General features: G+C 46.4%; 17 protein-coding genes. 13 read left to right on the plus strand and 4 right to left on the minus strand.

All coding sequences use genetic code 11. The features are described 5' to 3' along the window. Positions 1-8: 8 nt before the first annotated feature. The 4 genes from PAEAM_RS07360 (at position 9) to PAEAM_RS07375 (ending at position 2,987) form a co-directional block, all read left to right on the plus strand. Positions 9-899 carry a hypothetical protein gene (locus tag PAEAM_RS07360; RefSeq protein ID WP_133120418.1) on the plus strand — a complete coding sequence of 297 codons (891 nt, stop codon included), beginning with the start codon at positions 9-11 and terminating at the stop codon, positions 897-899. 111 nt (positions 900-1,010) lie between these two features. Beyond that, complete coding sequence (locus PAEAM_RS07365; protein WP_076328038.1) at positions 1,011-2,126, plus strand: aminopeptidase; 1,116 nt, start codon at positions 1,011-1,013, stop codon at positions 2,124-2,126. A gap of 96 nt (positions 2,127-2,222) precedes the next feature. Beyond that, positions 2,223-2,468 (plus strand): HPr family phosphocarrier protein, encoded by a 246-nt coding sequence (locus PAEAM_RS07370; RefSeq protein ID WP_036614658.1) that lies wholly within the window; start codon positions 2,223-2,225, stop codon positions 2,466-2,468. Positions 2,469-2,693: 225 nt separating this feature from the next. Further along, positions 2,694-2,987: an Fpa/YlaN family protein gene (locus tag PAEAM_RS07375; protein WP_036614657.1), complete on the plus strand. Its 294-nt coding sequence runs from the start codon at positions 2,694-2,696 to the stop codon at positions 2,985-2,987. A 186-nt stretch (positions 2,988-3,173) separates the two neighbouring features. Here the strand turns inward: PAEAM_RS07375 and cax are convergent, their stop codons facing one another. Next, positions 3,174-4,244: a calcium/proton exchanger gene (gene cax, locus PAEAM_RS07380; protein ID WP_036674882.1), complete on the minus strand. Its 1,071-nt coding sequence runs from the start codon at positions 4,242-4,244 to the stop codon at positions 3,174-3,176. Between the two features lie 183 nt (positions 4,245-4,427). On the opposite strand from cax, the gene PAEAM_RS07385 reads away from it, so the two are divergent. Then, positions 4,428-4,790 carry an Asp23/Gls24 family envelope stress response protein gene (locus tag PAEAM_RS07385; protein WP_017687428.1) on the plus strand — a complete coding sequence of 121 codons (363 nt, stop codon included), beginning with the start codon at positions 4,428-4,430 and terminating at the stop codon, positions 4,788-4,790. Positions 4,791-4,918: 128 nt separating this feature from the next. Here the strand turns inward: PAEAM_RS07385 and ftsW are convergent, their stop codons facing one another. Together ftsW and PAEAM_RS07395 are read right to left on the minus strand one after the other, a co-directional pair. Further along, positions 4,919-6,208: a putative lipid II flippase FtsW gene (gene ftsW, locus PAEAM_RS07390; protein WP_100527108.1), complete on the minus strand. Its 1,290-nt coding sequence runs from the start codon at positions 6,206-6,208 to the stop codon at positions 4,919-4,921. A gap of 13 nt (positions 6,209-6,221) precedes the next feature. Further along, the gene (locus PAEAM_RS07395) at positions 6,222-6,569 is read right to left on the minus strand and encodes a YugN family protein (RefSeq protein ID WP_074095774.1); all 348 of its coding nucleotides are present in this window, start codon (positions 6,567-6,569) and stop codon (positions 6,222-6,224) included. A gap of 210 nt (positions 6,570-6,779) precedes the next feature. Between PAEAM_RS07395 and PAEAM_RS07400 the strand changes: the two genes are divergently transcribed. From PAEAM_RS07400 to PAEAM_RS07435, 8 genes are all read left to right on the plus strand, one after another. Then, positions 6,780-7,949 (plus strand): M20 family metallopeptidase, encoded by a 1,170-nt coding sequence (locus PAEAM_RS07400; RefSeq protein WP_100527109.1) that lies wholly within the window; start codon positions 6,780-6,782, stop codon positions 7,947-7,949. Positions 7,950-8,164: 215 nt separating this feature from the next. Further along, entirely contained in the window at positions 8,165-9,859 is a 1,695-nt protein-coding gene (locus tag PAEAM_RS07405; RefSeq protein WP_100527110.1) for a DNA repair helicase XPB, read from the plus strand. A gap of 36 nt (positions 9,860-9,895) precedes the next feature. Then, entirely contained in the window at positions 9,896-11,614 is a 1,719-nt protein-coding gene (locus PAEAM_RS07410) for a helicase-associated domain-containing protein (RefSeq protein WP_100527111.1), read from the plus strand. 152 nt (positions 11,615-11,766) lie between these two features. Beyond that, on the plus strand, positions 11,767-12,204 hold the full coding sequence (locus tag PAEAM_RS07415) for a YlbF/YmcA family competence regulator (RefSeq protein WP_036614642.1): 438 nt from the start codon (positions 11,767-11,769) through the stop codon (positions 12,202-12,204). Between the two features lie 30 nt (positions 12,205-12,234). Beyond that, positions 12,235-12,498, plus strand: a complete 264-nt coding sequence (locus PAEAM_RS07420; RefSeq protein ID WP_026080981.1) for a YlbG family protein — start codon at positions 12,235-12,237, stop codon at positions 12,496-12,498. Positions 12,499-12,663: 165 nt separating this feature from the next. Beyond that, a complete protein-coding gene (locus PAEAM_RS07425; RefSeq protein WP_017687436.1) occupies positions 12,664-13,101 on the plus strand; it encodes a hypothetical protein in 438 nt (145 codons plus the stop codon). Between the two features lie 132 nt (positions 13,102-13,233). Next, complete coding sequence (locus PAEAM_RS07430) at positions 13,234-14,157, plus strand: selenium metabolism-associated LysR family transcriptional regulator (RefSeq protein WP_100527112.1); 924 nt, start codon at positions 13,234-13,236, stop codon at positions 14,155-14,157. Positions 14,158-14,224: 67 nt separating this feature from the next. Further along, entirely contained in the window at positions 14,225-15,094 is an 870-nt protein-coding gene (locus PAEAM_RS07435) for a PHP domain-containing protein (RefSeq protein ID WP_100527113.1), read from the plus strand. A 143-nt stretch (positions 15,095-15,237) separates the two neighbouring features. Here PAEAM_RS07435 and PAEAM_RS07440 read toward each other — a convergent pair whose 3' ends face one another. Continuing rightward, entirely contained in the window at positions 15,238-15,684 is a 447-nt protein-coding gene (locus tag PAEAM_RS07440) for a GNAT family N-acetyltransferase (RefSeq protein ID WP_047843690.1), read from the minus strand. Positions 15,685-15,706: the final 22 nt, after the last annotated feature.

Genomic DNA, 15,706 nt, shown 5'->3' on the forward strand with positions numbered 1-15,706 from the left:
GGCAATCTATGGAGAAAGTTCACGGAAGGGTGAAGATAGACATGTTTAATCGCCATTCGGTACGTACATTATGGTTATTTGTGAGCATCGTGATTATTGGTGTTCCGGGTTGTGGATTAATGCAGCGAGATCAAACGCCTGAGGAGGTTTTTTCCTTGGCTTTATCGGGGATAGCGGGAAAAGAAACGTTGAGTTTTGAAGGAGAGGCAGGACTTCGACGGGAGAACAGTGGGCTGTTCGAGAATCAGTTCAAGTTTGAAGGCAAGCTGGAGAATCATGATCGTCTGACCCTTCAGACCCGCTTACCTGGAGAAGTAACTGCTGTGGGCACAGGCATTCAAACAACTGCCGTAAAAAATAATGGACAGCCCAGTGGATTTAGCGCCTCTTTTGAGCGGAAACAAGGGCAATGGATGGCATTGTCAGCGCAGCATGAGCCGCTGCGTGGTTCTCTTTCTCGTTTTAACCCAATTGCCCAATTGGAGAAGATCGATGGGATGCACAAAACCATTCAATCTGAGTATGGGGCCGGTCGTCGAACCAGAACATTACGGATTGAACTTGCACCGGAAGACGCCAAATCATGGGCTGTAACCCAGCTAAACGACGAGATGAACGCCATTCGGGCAGAATATATGCATAAGGCAGCTACGGTGAAAGGGGCGCGTAAGGAGAAGCTTGAGAAGGATCTGGAGAAAGTTTGGAAACAGGGCGAAACAACGATGCAACAGATGATGAAACAAGCGAGCGTGCAGACGGTATATCATCTCACGGTAGATCGGAAGAGCAGTCTGCCTCTTCGCTTATCCTCTGAAAGTCAGATGAGTTACACGGACAACAACCGTAAAAGTAACAAAGAAGCCCTTGTCACCGATGTGAACTTCAAGTCATATCAATAAACGAAGTGAGGGACTGCCTACTGACGGGATGACTGTTCGCGTGCTACAATAGTATCGTAATTTACCGTTGTTCAATTCAAGTATGGCAGATGACAGGAGGATTTTACCAAGATGAAAGACCCAAGAATTCAAAAGCTTGCAGCAAACCTGGTGGGCTATTCAGTAGATGTACAGCCTGGTGAAAATGTATTGGTTGAGATGATTGGATCGGAACGTGATCTGATTAACGCCATTATTGAAGAGGTAGGCAAAAAAGGTGGTAACGTCTTTGTACAGTTGACTGATAAAACCGTACAGCGTGCGATGCTGAAAAATGCCACAGAAGAAATGATGAAAACATGGGCAGAGATTGATCTGAACCGTATGAAACAGATGGATTGTTATATCGGTATTCGTGCGGGAGAAAATGTGAATGATCTGTCCGATGTGCCGGAAGAAAAAATGAAAATGTACAATTCATTGTACTCCCACCCGGTACATAGTGAACAACGTGTCAAACATACGAAATGGGTTGTACTGCGTTACCCTAACGCAAGTATGGCGCAACTCGCCAATACAAGTACAGAAGCGTTCGAAGATTTCTACTTCGACGTATGTAACCTGGATTACGCCAAAATGGACAAAGCGCAGGACTCGCTTGCTAACCTGATGAAGCGGACGGATAAAGTTCGTATCACCGGACCAGGAACAGAGCTGAGCTTCTCCATTAAAGATATCGGTGCAGAGAAATGTTCTGGCCAAAAAAATATCCCGGATGGCGAAGTGTACAGTGCCCCTGTGCGCAATTCCGTGAACGGAACGATTAGTTATAACTCGCCAACCCTGTACAATGGAGTGACTTTTGAAAATATCAAGTTCACGTTCAAGGATGGCAAAATTGTTGAAGCGACAAGTAACGATACAGAGCGTTTGAATGAAATCCTGAATTCGGATGAGGGTGCTCGTCATATCGGTGAATTTGCAATTGGATTTAACCCGCATATTCTTCATCCGATGAAAGACATCCTGTTTGATGAGAAAATCGCAGGCAGCTTACACTTTACGCCAGGTCAGGCGTATGAAGAAACCGACAATGGCAACCGCTCGTCTATCCACTGGGATCTCGTATTAATCCAGCGTCCGGATTATGGCGGCGGGGAGATTTATTTTGACGATGTGCTGATTCGTAAAGACGGTATTTTTGTCATTCCTGAGCTGGAATGCTTGAATCCGGACCGTTTGAAGTAGGAACAGGATTTTGCTGTTGCTAGGAAAGCGGATTCACGGTATCATGTAGTGGTAATTAATAGATGATACCAATAGTAAAAAGACGGAGGGATTCCTATGTCGAGTAATAACGCGGCTGTAGTAGAAATTGCTCAAACAGCAGGCAAGTTTACTTCTTCAATCGTGCTTCATTCGGAGAACAAGTATATCGATGTAAAAAGTATTCTCGGATTGTTTACAACGCTGATCAGCACGCACAGCTATGAACTGCATGTTCATGGTCCAGATGCAGTTGAAGCGAAAGCAGCCATGTCAGAAGTATTTGCCAAGCATGGACTGAATGTAAGCATCGCATCTGAGTAATAGCTCTCAAGAAGCACCTTTGCCTTTTTTGGCAGGGGTGTTTTTTGGCATGGAATGATCTGAATACTCGTCTGGACGTGACTGGAACAGGTGGATTAAGCTTCAACAAAAGGCTTAACTTTGCGGGCTTATTTTGGTCAGGTTCTTGTATTAGCTCTTCATTTCGTCTAATATTAGAGGTAGAACGTCTTTACGCGATTTTTGGGACATAGGGGGGAAAAATGCATGACTTCATCTGATCTGCAGGACCAGCTGAGTTTGAAAGCGATCAGTCTTCTTCAAGAAGATGCAGATAAAATACAGAAGCTTATTGAAGTACAGATGGAGAATCTGGCTACCCGCTACTGCCCTCTCTATGAGGAAGTATTGGATACACAGATGTATGGGTTCTCCAAAGAAGTTGATTTTGCTGTTCGTGCAGGGCTCCTTCCAGAAGGTGCAGGTAAGCAGCTGGTTAGCGCGCTTGAGCGGAATTTGGCAATTTTATATGAAGCCTTGAACAAGAAGAATGAGCAATAGCCTGCAAATGCGCGGGTCAGAATAGAAGGCATGCAGGCGTTTATGCATGCTTTTTTTGTGCGCCTGAACGGGACTGGGATGAAAGCCAGCCGGAAGGCGTATACAAACAAAGAGACAGCTCCAAATGTATATTGGGGCTGCCTCTTGTGGCTTGTTTATTTTAATCATGGCTACGTGAGGGCCTGGTTACACCAGGAAGAAGGATACACCGAGTATGATATATACGACGAGCAGGAGTAAACCTTCGTACCAATTCGTTGAACCATCTTGGGTAATGGACTTCGCAATAAATACGGATACGCCGATGGCGACCAGTTCAATCGTTGTGAATACGATATCCATGGTTCTGCCTGTGAAGTAGCTGACAAAAATCAGCACAGGAGCAACGAATAGTGCGATCTGCAAGCTGCTGCCGACCGCAATTTCAACGGCGGCTCCAATTTTATTTTTCATGGCAAGCATGATGGCTGCACTGTGTTCGGCCGCATTACCGATGATGGCCACAAGGAATGCACCGACAAACAGTTCGCTAAGTCCAAATTCCGAAGTGAAGACTTCAAGCGTGCCGACCAGCCATTCACTGACGAAGGCAACCATGACTGTTGCGAGCACCAGGTAGAGAATAGATTTTTTCTTGGACCACGCCGGAGCATGCTCATGAGGTAGCTCTTCATCACGATCCTCAGTGACGTCCGCAAGGTAGTTCTTATGCGTTACCATGGAGAATAGTAACCAGGCGATATACGCGAGAATGAGCAATCCGGCCACGATGAGACTAAGTGTATTGGTGTCTTTCTGTGTAATGGAATGTGTATTGAGAAAGACTGCCGGAATAAACAGGGCAATGATGGCAACAATCATCAGGGAACCATTCAGACCTGCGAGTGAAACATTATAATTCTGAATTTTGAACTTGAGTCCTCCGGCAAAAATACTTAACCCGAGCACTAACAGCAGATTTCCGATGATGGAACCTGTCAGACTTGCTTTGACCATGTCGAACAGCCCCTCTTTGACGAGGAAAATGGCGATGATCAATTCGGCAGCATTGCCGAAGGTGGCATTCAAGAATCCACCCAGCCGCTGTCCGGCGTAGTGGGCTACATTTTCGGTGGCTTTGCCTAAAAAACCGGCCACAAAAATAACCGAAATGGCTGATATCACGAACTGTAGAATCGAATCCCATTTCAAGTAGTGGGCGATGGCACTGAGTGCAAAGAACGCAATCAGCAAAATGGATGAAATCCGGTTTCTCACAACAAACACCTCGGTTATAAATTATTTTGTTTTGAATTGCATTGTTAATCGCTTATGAGATTATTTTCATATTTCAATATAACCAAATGGTGGTAGGTTGTAAACGCATCTTTTTGAGTTTAATTTGCTTTTTGGGGTGGAAAGGATTTAAAATACGAGTAACGAAGTGAAGGAGGATGTGGCATGGCAGAACAACTTCAACTGGAGAGCGGAAACATCCGGATTGCCGATGACGTGGTTGCAAAAATTGCCGGAATGGCTGCAATGGAAACACCCGGAATTGCCGCAATGTCTGGAGGATTGTCAGAGGGCTGGGCGAAGCGACTCAGCGGTAAAAACGTACAGAAAGGCGTGAGCGTTGAGGTCGGCCAGCTGGAAGCAGCCATTGACCTGCGCATCATCGTCCTGTACGAAACCCCGATTCATGAAGTTTCCCGTATGCTTCAGCAGAATGTAAGAGAAGCGGTAGAGACCATGACCGGATTACGCGTGGTTGAAGTCAATGTAAAGGTAGAAGGCGTATCTTTCAAAGGCGACGATCTGTAGAAATCGCAATCCGCAATGGAGGACAGAGCGATATTGACCTGTTCTTCATCTTGATAGACAGAGTTTATTCAGTACACAGAAAAAGGCTGCGCATCCATTGGGTGCACAGCCTTTTTTGTGTTGCTTTTTTATCGAATCCGACGAATGGACTCCCGTGAACGAAGAGCAGGAGAGGTACGAGTCTGTGTCTGTACAGTCACGGACTTCGTTTTCTCTTCCTTGATCACGTCCAGATTGTTAGTACGTGAGATACTGAGCAGAATGCCCATGGCAACCATCATTACAAAGAGTGAGGTACCCCCATAACTGATAAATGGAAGCGTGACCCCCGTCACCGGAATGGTTTGAGTTACACCACCGATGTTGATAAATGCCTGAATCGCGATTAGTCCCATGATACCTATGCCGACCAATGTTCCGAATGGATCGGGACAGCGGAGAGAGACAATAATTCCGCGCCAGATGAAGTACAGGTAAACAAGCAGGAATAAGGCACTTCCGATGAATCCGAGTTCTTCCCCGATTACGGAGAAAATAAAGTCATTATACGCATTTGGCAAATAGTGCAGCTTCATCGTACCTTGTCCAATTCCCGAACCTGTCATGCCGCCATCACCAATGGCAACAAGGGAACGGTAGAGGTTAAGACTTCCCCCATTAATATCGGATAATGGATTCAAGAAAGCTTGAATACGTCCGATCTTGTAGTTCTGCTCCGCAGTGACTGCTGTTGTAGCAGTCGTTGTGTCGGAAGGAGACATGGAAGAAAACAGGGAATTCGCTCCAAACGCCAGTGCCCCACCGAGTACAACCAGGAGAATCGAACCCAGGATATGTTTCATACTGGCTCCACCGGCATAGATCAAGAGACCACAGGTGGACACCAGAATGAAGGTGGTACCGAAGTCTGGTTGCAGCATAATCAGCCCTGCGATGAATCCAACGATGAACAAGACGGGAACGTACCCTGTCTTGAAAACCCTGAATTTCTCACCTTTTTTGGTAATAAGAGCAGAGAGATAGAGAATGATAGCAATTTTCGCGAACTCTGCAGGCTGAAGACTGAAACCAAAAATGTGAATCCAGCTTCGTGCACCGTTCAATACTGCACCTGAGATCAAAACAATCACCAGCATGACCGTAGTGAGCAGGAAAAAGGGTGCATAGAGCTTTTTGTACTTGTTGAAGCGGATATTCATGGCAAAAAACATGCCAAATAGACCGATAATCGCCCACATAAGTTGTTTTTTCGTGAAGTAAAGGGCATCATTGTTAAATTTATCGCTTGCGATTGCAATGCTGGAACTGGAGCTGAATACCATCACCAGTCCAAAGCCCACCAACAATAAAGTGAGGATTAGCAGTTGAAAATCCGGCGTGCCTCTCTTCGTTTTCGTTTGGGCCGTTTGTTGTTTCATCGTTTGGCCCAGCCTATGCTTCCAGCAGTTCTTTAAGCTGCTGTAATTTTTCGGCTGCCAGCTTCACGACTGGTTGCGGAACGGAAGAGTCATAATCCAGGCCGTGAGGGAAAGTGGCTTTGCCGAGGTATACTGCTTCCACAGCAAGAACGGTATCCGGTTTTTCCAATTTGCCTTCCACAGCGCGGGTATTAATGCGTACAAAGTATTCTGAGTTGGTTTGTTCATCTTCAATTTTGTAGTCATATGTAGCACGGTAATATTCCCATTGCCACCGGACAAATCCGACTTTCTCGGCGCTCTCATCCAGGTATGCCAAGTCGCTCTTCAAGCCATCCAAGCCTGTATTCTCAAAAATCATAAGCGTTTGATCCTCCTCATAAGCTTCCGAGTATAATTTCTCGAGTATTTCTCTAGTTCATGATAGTATGTTTCCCCTTCCCGTGCAAGCTTTCCAAAGGCGTTTCGTATCGGTTTTCTTCCAATTCTGCTACAATATACAGCAATAGGTTTGAAGAGGAAGGTTCGGGCTTGATCCAAGTCCCGTTCAAGATTGAAAGGGTGGAGAGACATGACTAATAATATATGGTGGGAAGATCTGCAGATCCACATGGTGGAATGGCGGCGTCATCTTCATCGCAATCCCGAGGTTTCCTTTCATGAGGAGAAGACATCCTCTTTTGTAGCGGATATGTTGGAGAGCTTTGGCGTTGAAGTGAGGCGTCATGTTGGTGGTCACGGGGTCATCGGTACCATTCGTGGGGACAAGCCGGGTCCTGTCGTCATGCTGCGAGCTGATATGGACGCACTTCCAATTCAGGATGAAAAGAATATCGAGTATGCATCACAACAAGCAGGAGCGATGCATGCATGCGGCCACGATGGTCATATCTCCATCTTGCTCGGTACGGCATTGTATTTCAGCCGTCACAAGCAGGAGATCCAAGGCGAGATTCGCTTTTTGTTCCAGCCAGCAGAAGAACTGCTTCCGGGTGGTGCAGTTCAGGTCATTGCGGATGGTGCGCTTGAAGGCGTGGATGTCATATATGGCATTCATCTGTGGACCCCGCTGCCTATAGGTGTTGTTGCCAGTAAAGCAGGACCGATGATGGCGGCGGCGGACGATTTTTACATTGAGATCAAAGGCAAAGGTGGACATGGCGGGATGCCACAATCCACGATAGATAGTCTTATCGCGGGTTCTGCGCTTGTGATGCAGCTTCAGACCGTTGTCAGTCGTTCGGTGGATCCATTGCAACCCGCGGTGCTGACCATTGGTACAATGCAGGCGGGCTCGGCTCAGAATGTAATTGCAGAGCAATGCAAAATGAGCGGTACGGTAAGAACGTTTGATGAAGAGACCCGAAACGGGATGAAAGAGCGTGTGCTTACCATGGTAGCCCAGACAGGGGCAGCTTATGGCGCAGAGACGCAAGTGAAATATATTATGGGATATCCGCCTGTGGTGAACGATGAACAGGAGACAGAACGTTTCTTCAGAGAAGCTACAGAATTATTTGGGGCAGAACGAGTGCAAGCTTCCCCGATGCTGATGCCAGCGGAAGATTTTGCGTATTATCTGCAGAAGGTTCCAGGGTGCTTTATGTTTGTTGGAGCAGGCAACCCAGATAAAAATGCGATCTATCCGCATCATCATCCGATGTTTGATTTTGATGAAGACGCAATGCAGACGGCCGTTAGATTGTTCATAGCTATGGCTAAGGGTTACACAGCCGAATGACTTTAGATGCAGTTGGGCATCCTGTTCATACCGAGGTATGGGCATCCTGTTCATACCGAGGTATGGGCAGGATGTTTTTTTGTGGATTTTATAGATGTTGTCCAAAAGTCCACTTTTCGGTACTGAAAACTAGACTTTTTGAACGTGCACTTAAAGTGGTTCATTTTCGGAAGCTGCCGGAACTGGACTTTTTTGTGATAGGAGGAAGGCTCCAAATGGAAGGAACAGAACATATGGTAAGCACAGATGCTTGTATCGTTCAGCGAGATTTTACAGTTTTGCTGGAAGTTGGCCACCCCGGATTCGAAAGAGCAAGAGAGCAGCTTGGGATGTATTCAGAACTAGTTAAGACACCGGCAGCGTTCCATACTTACCGAATCACTCCGTTATCGCTCTGGAATGCGGCTGCGCTGGGATGGAATGCAGATCAGGTCATCGCAAGTTTGGAGCTGGTATCCCGCTGGAACGTGCCTGCTGCACTTATACAGGATGTTCGGAGAATCATGGATCAGTATGGCAAATTAAAACTGCATTCCGAAGCAGATCACACTAGAATGCGTCTTTACAGTGAGGATGAGCGGTTGTTGGATGAATTAAGTGGATTGAAATCGATAGCTGCCTTTCGCATGGAACGTAAGGACGCTCATGAACTTCTGCTCCCAGGAGAACAGCGAGGGTTATTAAAAAGGGAATTAACACGATTGGGTTACCCCGTACTTGATTACGTAGGATATCGGGAGGGAACCAAGCTTTCATTTGATTGGCGGTCTAATGATCCGGGGGACCACTCTGAGCGGTTTGCGTTGCGTTCTTACCAGAGAGAGGCTGTGGATGCATTCGAAGGCAGTGAGGGCATGGGAGGAAGCGGTTTACTCGTACTTCCTTGCGGGGCAGGCAAAACGGTCATTGGCATGGCCGTGCTGGAGCGGCTTCAATGTGAATGCCTTATTTTGACGTCTAATACAACGTCTGTGCGACAGTGGATTCAGGAAATTCAAGACAAAACCACGATTACCAGCGAACAGATCGGTGAGTATTCCGGTCAGAAAAAACAGGTGAAACCTGTGACTGTAGCTACATATCAGATTCTTACACACCGGAAATCAAAGGATGCTGATTTTACCCACATCAAACTGCTCAGTGAGCGGCAATGGGGTCTGATCATATATGATGAAGTACATTTGCTGCCAGCACCAGTGTTTCGTGCAACTGCGGATATTCAAGCTACTCGAAGGCTGGGATTAACAGCCACCTTGGTTCGAGAGGATGGCTGTGAACAGGATGTGTTTTCGTTGATTGGTCCAAAGCTCTATGATATGCCGTGGAAACAACTGGAGCAGCAAGGGTGGATTGCTGATGTACAATGTCAGGAGATACGTATCCCGTTTTCCCCGGAACTAAGATCAAATTATCTGCAAGCCGAGGTTAAACATCAATTTCGATTGGCTGCCGAGAATCCGGCGAAGGTACATGTAGTTAAGCGTTTGCTGGAACGTCATCGGGATTTGCCTGCGCTAGTGATTGGACAATATCTGGATCAACTTGAGTTGATTGCCCGGGAAATTGAAGCACCTTTGATCTCGGGTACCATGTCACAGCAAGAGCGAATCAAGTGGTTTGCCGCTTTTCGACGTGGAGAGATTAAAACAATTGTGGTATCCAAGGTTGCCAATTTTGCTGTGGATTTGCCTGATGCTGCTGTTGCGCTTGAGATATCCGGAAGTTTCGGGTCAAGGCAGGAAGAGGCACAGCGTTTGGGAAGAATTCTGAGACCAAAAGCTGGAGAAAACAAAGCATATTTCTATGCGTTGGTATCAGAGGATAGTAAGGAACAGGAGTTTGCATTAAACCGTCAGATGTTCTTGGTCGAGCAGGGATATGAATATGCTATCGTTCATGAGAACGAATAGTCCATTTATACTCGCGAAAAGAGGAGGGATTGGGATATGTCTTCATTTGAAGCGATAGATGAGCCTGTGGTACTGAACCTTGATTCATGGTCAAAGCTTGCTTTGGTGGAACAAAAAGTGCTTGGTGCAATTTTTCACAAACATGCCGGTCAGCCTTTTTCCTCCCTCCTGCCACGAGAACAGTGGGCCATCGAAGGACTCAGTGTCGCAGAAGCCAATTCTTCATTCGCCAGCCTTAGGCAGCAAAGATGGATTGAATCTGTATATAAGAGTTGGGGAGAGCGATTATTCTATATTCCTGCTTCGCTGATGGAGACATTGACGATTGCTTACGCACAAAAAGTGGGCATAACCGTTAAACAGATGGCACAGCATGCTCATGTATTACAGGAGGGAAAGCCGGATATTGCTGCAGAGCTGCTTCATCTGATCGCGTGGATCGAAAGAGAAGGACTTCCTTTGACAGGTAAAGGTACGATACATAAGAGAACGGTTCAAAAATTAAGTGCAATAACAGTACTAGCCGCTACAGACTTTGATGGTTTGGGCATCCGATATGAACATTCGGATTTGTATCCGACCCACGTAGCGATCCTTCTGGATCTACTGCTCAGTCTGAATCTCATTCAGAAGTCAGATAGCCAAATTCAGATTGTAGATCATCGATTACAAACATGGTTGAAGCTCTCGTGGAGACAGATGCATCGGGAGGTATATCAAGCGTGTATGGACAGATACGGAGAAGCTGAACCCGCGTTGCAGCATTTCCGTTATCAATTGGCAGTGTTTGCTCCAGAAAAAAACATATGGTGCCATATAGAGAATTCGGAATTGAACCCACGTATCAGGGGCTGGCTCTGCGCACTAGCTGGCTGGGGTTATGGCGACATCGGAGAAGATCAGTCGGGAGCGCTGGCATTCCGTTGGCTGATTGAACCGCAGAGCCTGTTATATCGAGAACAAGAGATGGTAAGTGAGACGGAGCCATGTGGATTTTACATGCAGCCTGATTTTGAAATGTTGGTGCCTCTGGAAGCAGGGCCTGATTTGATCTGGATGCTGGAGCAATACGCAGAACGGGTGACGCGTGATCGAATGTCCATCTACCGTATGACAAGAGAACGATTCATTTCAGCCTTAACCAGAGGGTATGGATTACATGAAGTGATGGATTTTCTGGACCAATATGCGCTGACAGGCATACCGGAAAATGTACGGATTGCGTTAGCAGATTGGGGAAAGGAGACGGATGCCGCACCGTTGACTGTAAATCGGAGTATGAAGGTAATGGAGGCAAGTACAGGCTCCGCAGATGATTCGAAGTTATTAGAAAAAGATATGTTGAGCGGTGTATATTCTTCTTTCTACACATCCGATAATCAAGGTCTGGTTGATGTCCCTGCATCTCTGCATGGGTTGGAGCGTGATCATTCTGTCATTGAGAAGAAGTTCTCTCTGTTGGGATTTGAGGAGATACCGGAGACCTGGTACAAGGAGTGGCGTCGATATCATAGTTCAACCGCCCGACAGATTGCTGCCAAAGCCATTGAGTGGCAGACCAAGCTGGGGATACAACAGGAAAATCGTACGCAATACCTCATTCCACATCAGGTAGAGGGTCATGAACAATGGACTTTAAGCGGTTGGTGCATGTTGGATTCAAGTGAAAATAGATCGGAGACGGAATGGCGTACATTCTCCCCGTCAGAGTGGGATACAATGCGTCTTATCCTGCCAGATGATGTCATAACCTGACTATTTCACGTGAATATCAGGTTGAAAGGCGAATTTTCGAGTTCCCCCTATTTCTAATTGCAGGAAAAACTCTTCTTAACTATTCATGGATATGCTATGATGAGGTAGTCTACGTTAAGTAGAACTTTATATATAGATAGGATGAATATTTCATGAGCGTAGCGGAAATGAACACGGTCGATATGGCCCAAGTGTTAACGGGCGCATATGAACTGGGCGACATGATTAACCAATCTGCCGAAGTATCGGATTATTTATATTGGAAGCAGCAAGTCGAGACTACTCCTGAGATTCAGATGGGGATTCGGAAGCTGAATGCCAAGAAGGAATTGTTTGAAGAAACACAGCGTTTCGGTCATTTTCACCCGGATTATCATGCAGCAAAAGACCAGGTGAAGGCTCTGGAACAGGAGTTGGAAAATTTCGAGGCGGTAATCCGCTTCAAACAGGCAGAGAAGTCCCTGGATGATATGTTATTCCAGATGTCAGAGACCATTGCATTTGCAGTGTCAACGACCATTAAGGTACCGAGCAATGATCCGAATCCGAAGGGCGGCTGCGGTAGTGGCGGCAAGTGTGGTTGCAGTTAAGTAATCATTATAGAAGGGCGGGGAACGATGATGTTTGCGGAAAGGACAGGATTCATTATTTGGGTCAGTGATTTGAAAGCTGCCCGTAATCTCGAAAAATATGGCACCGTGCATTATATCTCCCGCCGTATGCATTATGTAGTCATGTATGTTAATGCAGAACGGGCAGATGATACGATGAAAAATGTGAAGCGACTTTCCTATGTGCGCAAGATCGAGCGCTCGTATCGTAATGAGATCAAAACCGAGTATGCCAGCAAAACGATGGACAAAACGAGCTTTTACGGAATATAGACGAGAAACTGGAGGGACCCTTTGGGGTCGCTCTTTTCTTGAATTATACACAAATTGGATATTGTGAAAAAAAGTTAAACTTACGCCTTGAGGTTGCGGGACTAATGTTGTAATATATTTGGTAATAAATAGATAGAAAGTCCTATCTGGTGGAGAGTGATTCCCATGCGTGATAAGGTGATGCAACGTTGGAGCACCTACGAGCCGTTTTTCGTGGCTCTTGGAGACAAGAAAGTGGCTGACATCGTCATTACCCATCATGCCAAGATGCGGTATGCAGACCGTATTGAGCCTGCACGTAGTGATGATGACCATATTGCGGCGTGGTTATGGGAGTGTCTGAAGCAGGACCGTATAACACCATACTACCGTAATGAACAGGACGTCTACCTGATTGATGAGGATCTGGTGGTGGTCGCCGAATTTTCCGAACTTGAAGGAGAATATGATATTGCGGGCAACCCGCTGCACAAAATGATTGTAGTTACGTTTCTGGGACGTATGTCGGAGACCATTGAATTAAGGGACCTGAAGTCATATTATTCATGGTTAAGACATTCAAGAAGAATGACGTTGGTCAAAAATAGCCGCAAGCATAAGTAAGCCCGAGTAGATTCAATATGTTGAAATCATAGATTCAAGGATTATCGCATGCAGACAAGCTGCATGCTTTTTTTGTCGCCAAGCGGGAAATCGGCTACAATGTAGAGAGTGTAATCGAAGAGGGGCGAAGATATGAATTTTCACCAATTGCATATTTTTTATACGGTAGCAGAGAAGGGGAGTTTCTCGGCTGCTGCACAAGCATTACATATGACTCAACCGGCAGTAACGATGCAGATTCAATCATTGGAGGACTATTTTGGCACCAAGTTACTGCATCGTTCCACCAAAAAAATAGAATTATCCGAGGCTGGACGGACTTTATTACCTCATGCGAAACGGAGTGTAGAGCTGGTCAGACAGACGGATGAAGCGATGTCGGCGTTTACCCAGATGTTACAGGGCAGACTCCAGCTGGGAGCCAGCTTAACGATCGGGGAATATGTGCTTCCACGCATGCTCGGACCATTTGCACTTCAATATCCGGATATTTCAATCGTCATGAAAGTGATGAATACAACGCAAATTATGGATGACATATTGAAGCATCAGCTAAACTTCGGTCTTATTGAAGCGCCTGTGAACCACCCGGACATGATTGTGGAGCCTGTCATGCAGGACGAGCTGAAACTGATTGTACCTGCCGGGCATGATCTGGCGAAGCGTGGCAAAGTGAATCTTGAAGATGTAATGAATTATCCTTTTGTGCTGCGTGAGAAGGGTTCGGGTACTCGTCAGGTGATGGAAGACCAATTGCAAAAGAAAAAGATTGATCCGCAGGATATGAATGTTGTAATGGAACTTGGCAGTACAGGAGCGGTAAAATCGGCTGTGGAGGCAGGGGTAGGTATTACGATGTTATCTCCTTCTTCGGTGCAGCATGAACTGGCTTTGGGACTTGTTCATATTGTGGATATCCGCGGACTCGAATTCAAAAGGCAGTTCTATGCCATCCATCTAAAGTCGTCCTTGTTGCCCCTGTCAGCAGTCGCTTTCCTGAATTATCTGCGTCAGCAGGAGCAGCCTAAGTCGGTACATAAGACGGGGAAGGCATAATCGTTGGCAACATCAATGATAGATAAGATTGAATCATAATCAATTTTACACAAAGGAGCTGTTGTTCATGGATCAGCGCCAAGGACGCTGTGATCTTCACACGCATAGTCAGGCTTCCGATGGAATGCAGCCACCTGCTGATAATGTGAAGCTTGCCAAACAAAAAGGGCTATCTGCGGTTGCCCTAACGGACCATGATACAGTAGCTGGTGTAGCCGAAGCACAACAAGCGGGAAAAGAGTACGATATTGATGTCGTTGCTGGAGTGGAGATCAGCACTCGGGCTGGTGGGAAAGATATTCATGTGCTTGGGTATTATGTGAATACAGAGGATGAGCAGTTCCTGCAACGGTTGCGCGGATTACGAGAAGCGCGAGATGAGCGGAATCATCTGATTATTGGCAAGCTGCAAGAACTCGGGCTTGATATAAGCTGGCAGGAGGTACTCGATGAGCTGGGACGGCCGTTAGAGCCGGATGAGAGTATTGGAAGACCTCATATGGCCGATGTGCTGGTGAAAAAAGGCTACGCTGTTGACATGCGGGATGCATTTGATCGGTATCTTGCTGAAGGCAAGCCAGGCTTTGTATCTGTACCCCGCGTTGCACCAGAGGATGCATGCGAGTGGATCAGAGCCGCAGGTGGAGCCGCTGTGATTGCCCATCCGGGTCTCTATAACGATGATGAACTGGTGCGACGTATCATCGAAGACTCTCGTCCAGATGGCATTGAGGTGTTTCATTCGGACCATGGCCCGGAAGAGGAACGCAGGTATGGTAAGCTGGCCAAGGAATACGACCTCATTGAAACAGGTGGATCTGATTATCATGGTAAACGGCAAGGTATTGTTTTCCACGGGGATCTTGGTAGCAAGACCGTAACGGTTGATGTGTTGGAAAGGCTGAAGGCAGCTGCTTCACAGCAAAGGGGAGAGTAAGCGAGACGTTGCAACGCTCTATCTGACTATAATAAATTCTGTATTACTGGATACATTTTAAGATCGAAGGAGTAAGAGACATGCAAGCATGATAGGGCTGAACCTTCATGTTTGCATGTCCCTTTTTTTGTTCTGAAAATAGTCTATGTAATGGAATAGTTTACCCAAGCGCCACGTGTAGCCCCGAGACGTTCGAATAATTGCTGTGCCCGCTCATTGGTCACTGCTGTGATCCAAGACATATATGCACATCCATGGTCACGCGTATATTGCTGACAGTGTGCAAATAATTTGGCTTCTGCTTCGCCTTCTCTGAATGTTTCCGTAACAAATAGGTCATTCATGATGGCGACACGCTCTGCTTTCATCGTGCTGTATGTAAAGAACAGGGTAGAAAATCCGATAAGCTTCCCGTCCTCTTCTGCCACGAATTGAGCACCGATCTGCTGATTAAGCAGGTTGTTGATCAAAAGCTGGATGGATTGATCACCAGGCCAGGGGTTGTTGTAGAATCCCACCACATAGTCATGCATTAAGGCCATCAGGGGTTTCAGATCATTAGGTTGAGTTTCTCTGATATGTATGGTCATGGTACACTTCCTTAACAGTAAT

The sequence above is a fragment of the Paenibacillus sp. GM1FR genome (assembly GCF_002803315.1).
Classification (GTDB): domain Bacteria; phylum Bacillota; class Bacilli; order Paenibacillales; family Paenibacillaceae; genus Paenibacillus; species Paenibacillus amylolyticus.

Coding starts and splice junctions, on each gene's coding strand:
- ftsW (WP_100527108.1), bottom strand. CDS start 6,208: ATGAAACAACAAACGGCCCAAACGAAAACGAAGAGAGGCACGCCGGAT.
- PAEAM_RS07375 (WP_036614657.1), top strand. CDS start 2,694: ATGACTTCATCTGATCTGCAGGACCAGCTGAGTTTGAAAGCGATCAGT.
- PAEAM_RS07420 (WP_026080981.1), top strand. CDS start 12,235: ATGTTTGCGGAAAGGACAGGATTCATTATTTGGGTCAGTGATTTGAAA.
- PAEAM_RS07425 (WP_017687436.1), top strand. CDS start 12,664: ATGCGTGATAAGGTGATGCAACGTTGGAGCACCTACGAGCCGTTTTTC.
- PAEAM_RS07415 (WP_036614642.1), top strand. CDS start 11,767: ATGAGCGTAGCGGAAATGAACACGGTCGATATGGCCCAAGTGTTAACG.
- PAEAM_RS07365 (WP_076328038.1), top strand. CDS start 1,011: ATGAAAGACCCAAGAATTCAAAAGCTTGCAGCAAACCTGGTGGGCTAT.
- PAEAM_RS07385 (WP_017687428.1), top strand. CDS start 4,428: ATGGCAGAACAACTTCAACTGGAGAGCGGAAACATCCGGATTGCCGAT.
- PAEAM_RS07440 (WP_047843690.1), bottom strand. CDS start 15,684: ATGACCATACATATCAGAGAAACTCAACCTAATGATCTGAAACCCCTG.
- PAEAM_RS07430 (WP_100527112.1), top strand. CDS start 13,234: ATGAATTTTCACCAATTGCATATTTTTTATACGGTAGCAGAGAAGGGG.
- PAEAM_RS07400 (WP_100527109.1), top strand. CDS start 6,780: ATGACTAATAATATATGGTGGGAAGATCTGCAGATCCACATGGTGGAA.
- PAEAM_RS07360 (WP_133120418.1), top strand. CDS start 9: ATGGAGAAAGTTCACGGAAGGGTGAAGATAGACATGTTTAATCGCCAT.
- PAEAM_RS07370 (WP_036614658.1), top strand. CDS start 2,223: ATGTCGAGTAATAACGCGGCTGTAGTAGAAATTGCTCAAACAGCAGGC.
- PAEAM_RS07405 (WP_100527110.1), top strand. CDS start 8,165: ATGGAAGGAACAGAACATATGGTAAGCACAGATGCTTGTATCGTTCAG.
- PAEAM_RS07435 (WP_100527113.1), top strand. CDS start 14,225: ATGGATCAGCGCCAAGGACGCTGTGATCTTCACACGCATAGTCAGGCT.
- PAEAM_RS07395 (WP_074095774.1), bottom strand. CDS start 6,569: ATGATTTTTGAGAATACAGGCTTGGATGGCTTGAAGAGCGACTTGGCA.
- PAEAM_RS07410 (WP_100527111.1), top strand. CDS start 9,896: ATGTCTTCATTTGAAGCGATAGATGAGCCTGTGGTACTGAACCTTGAT.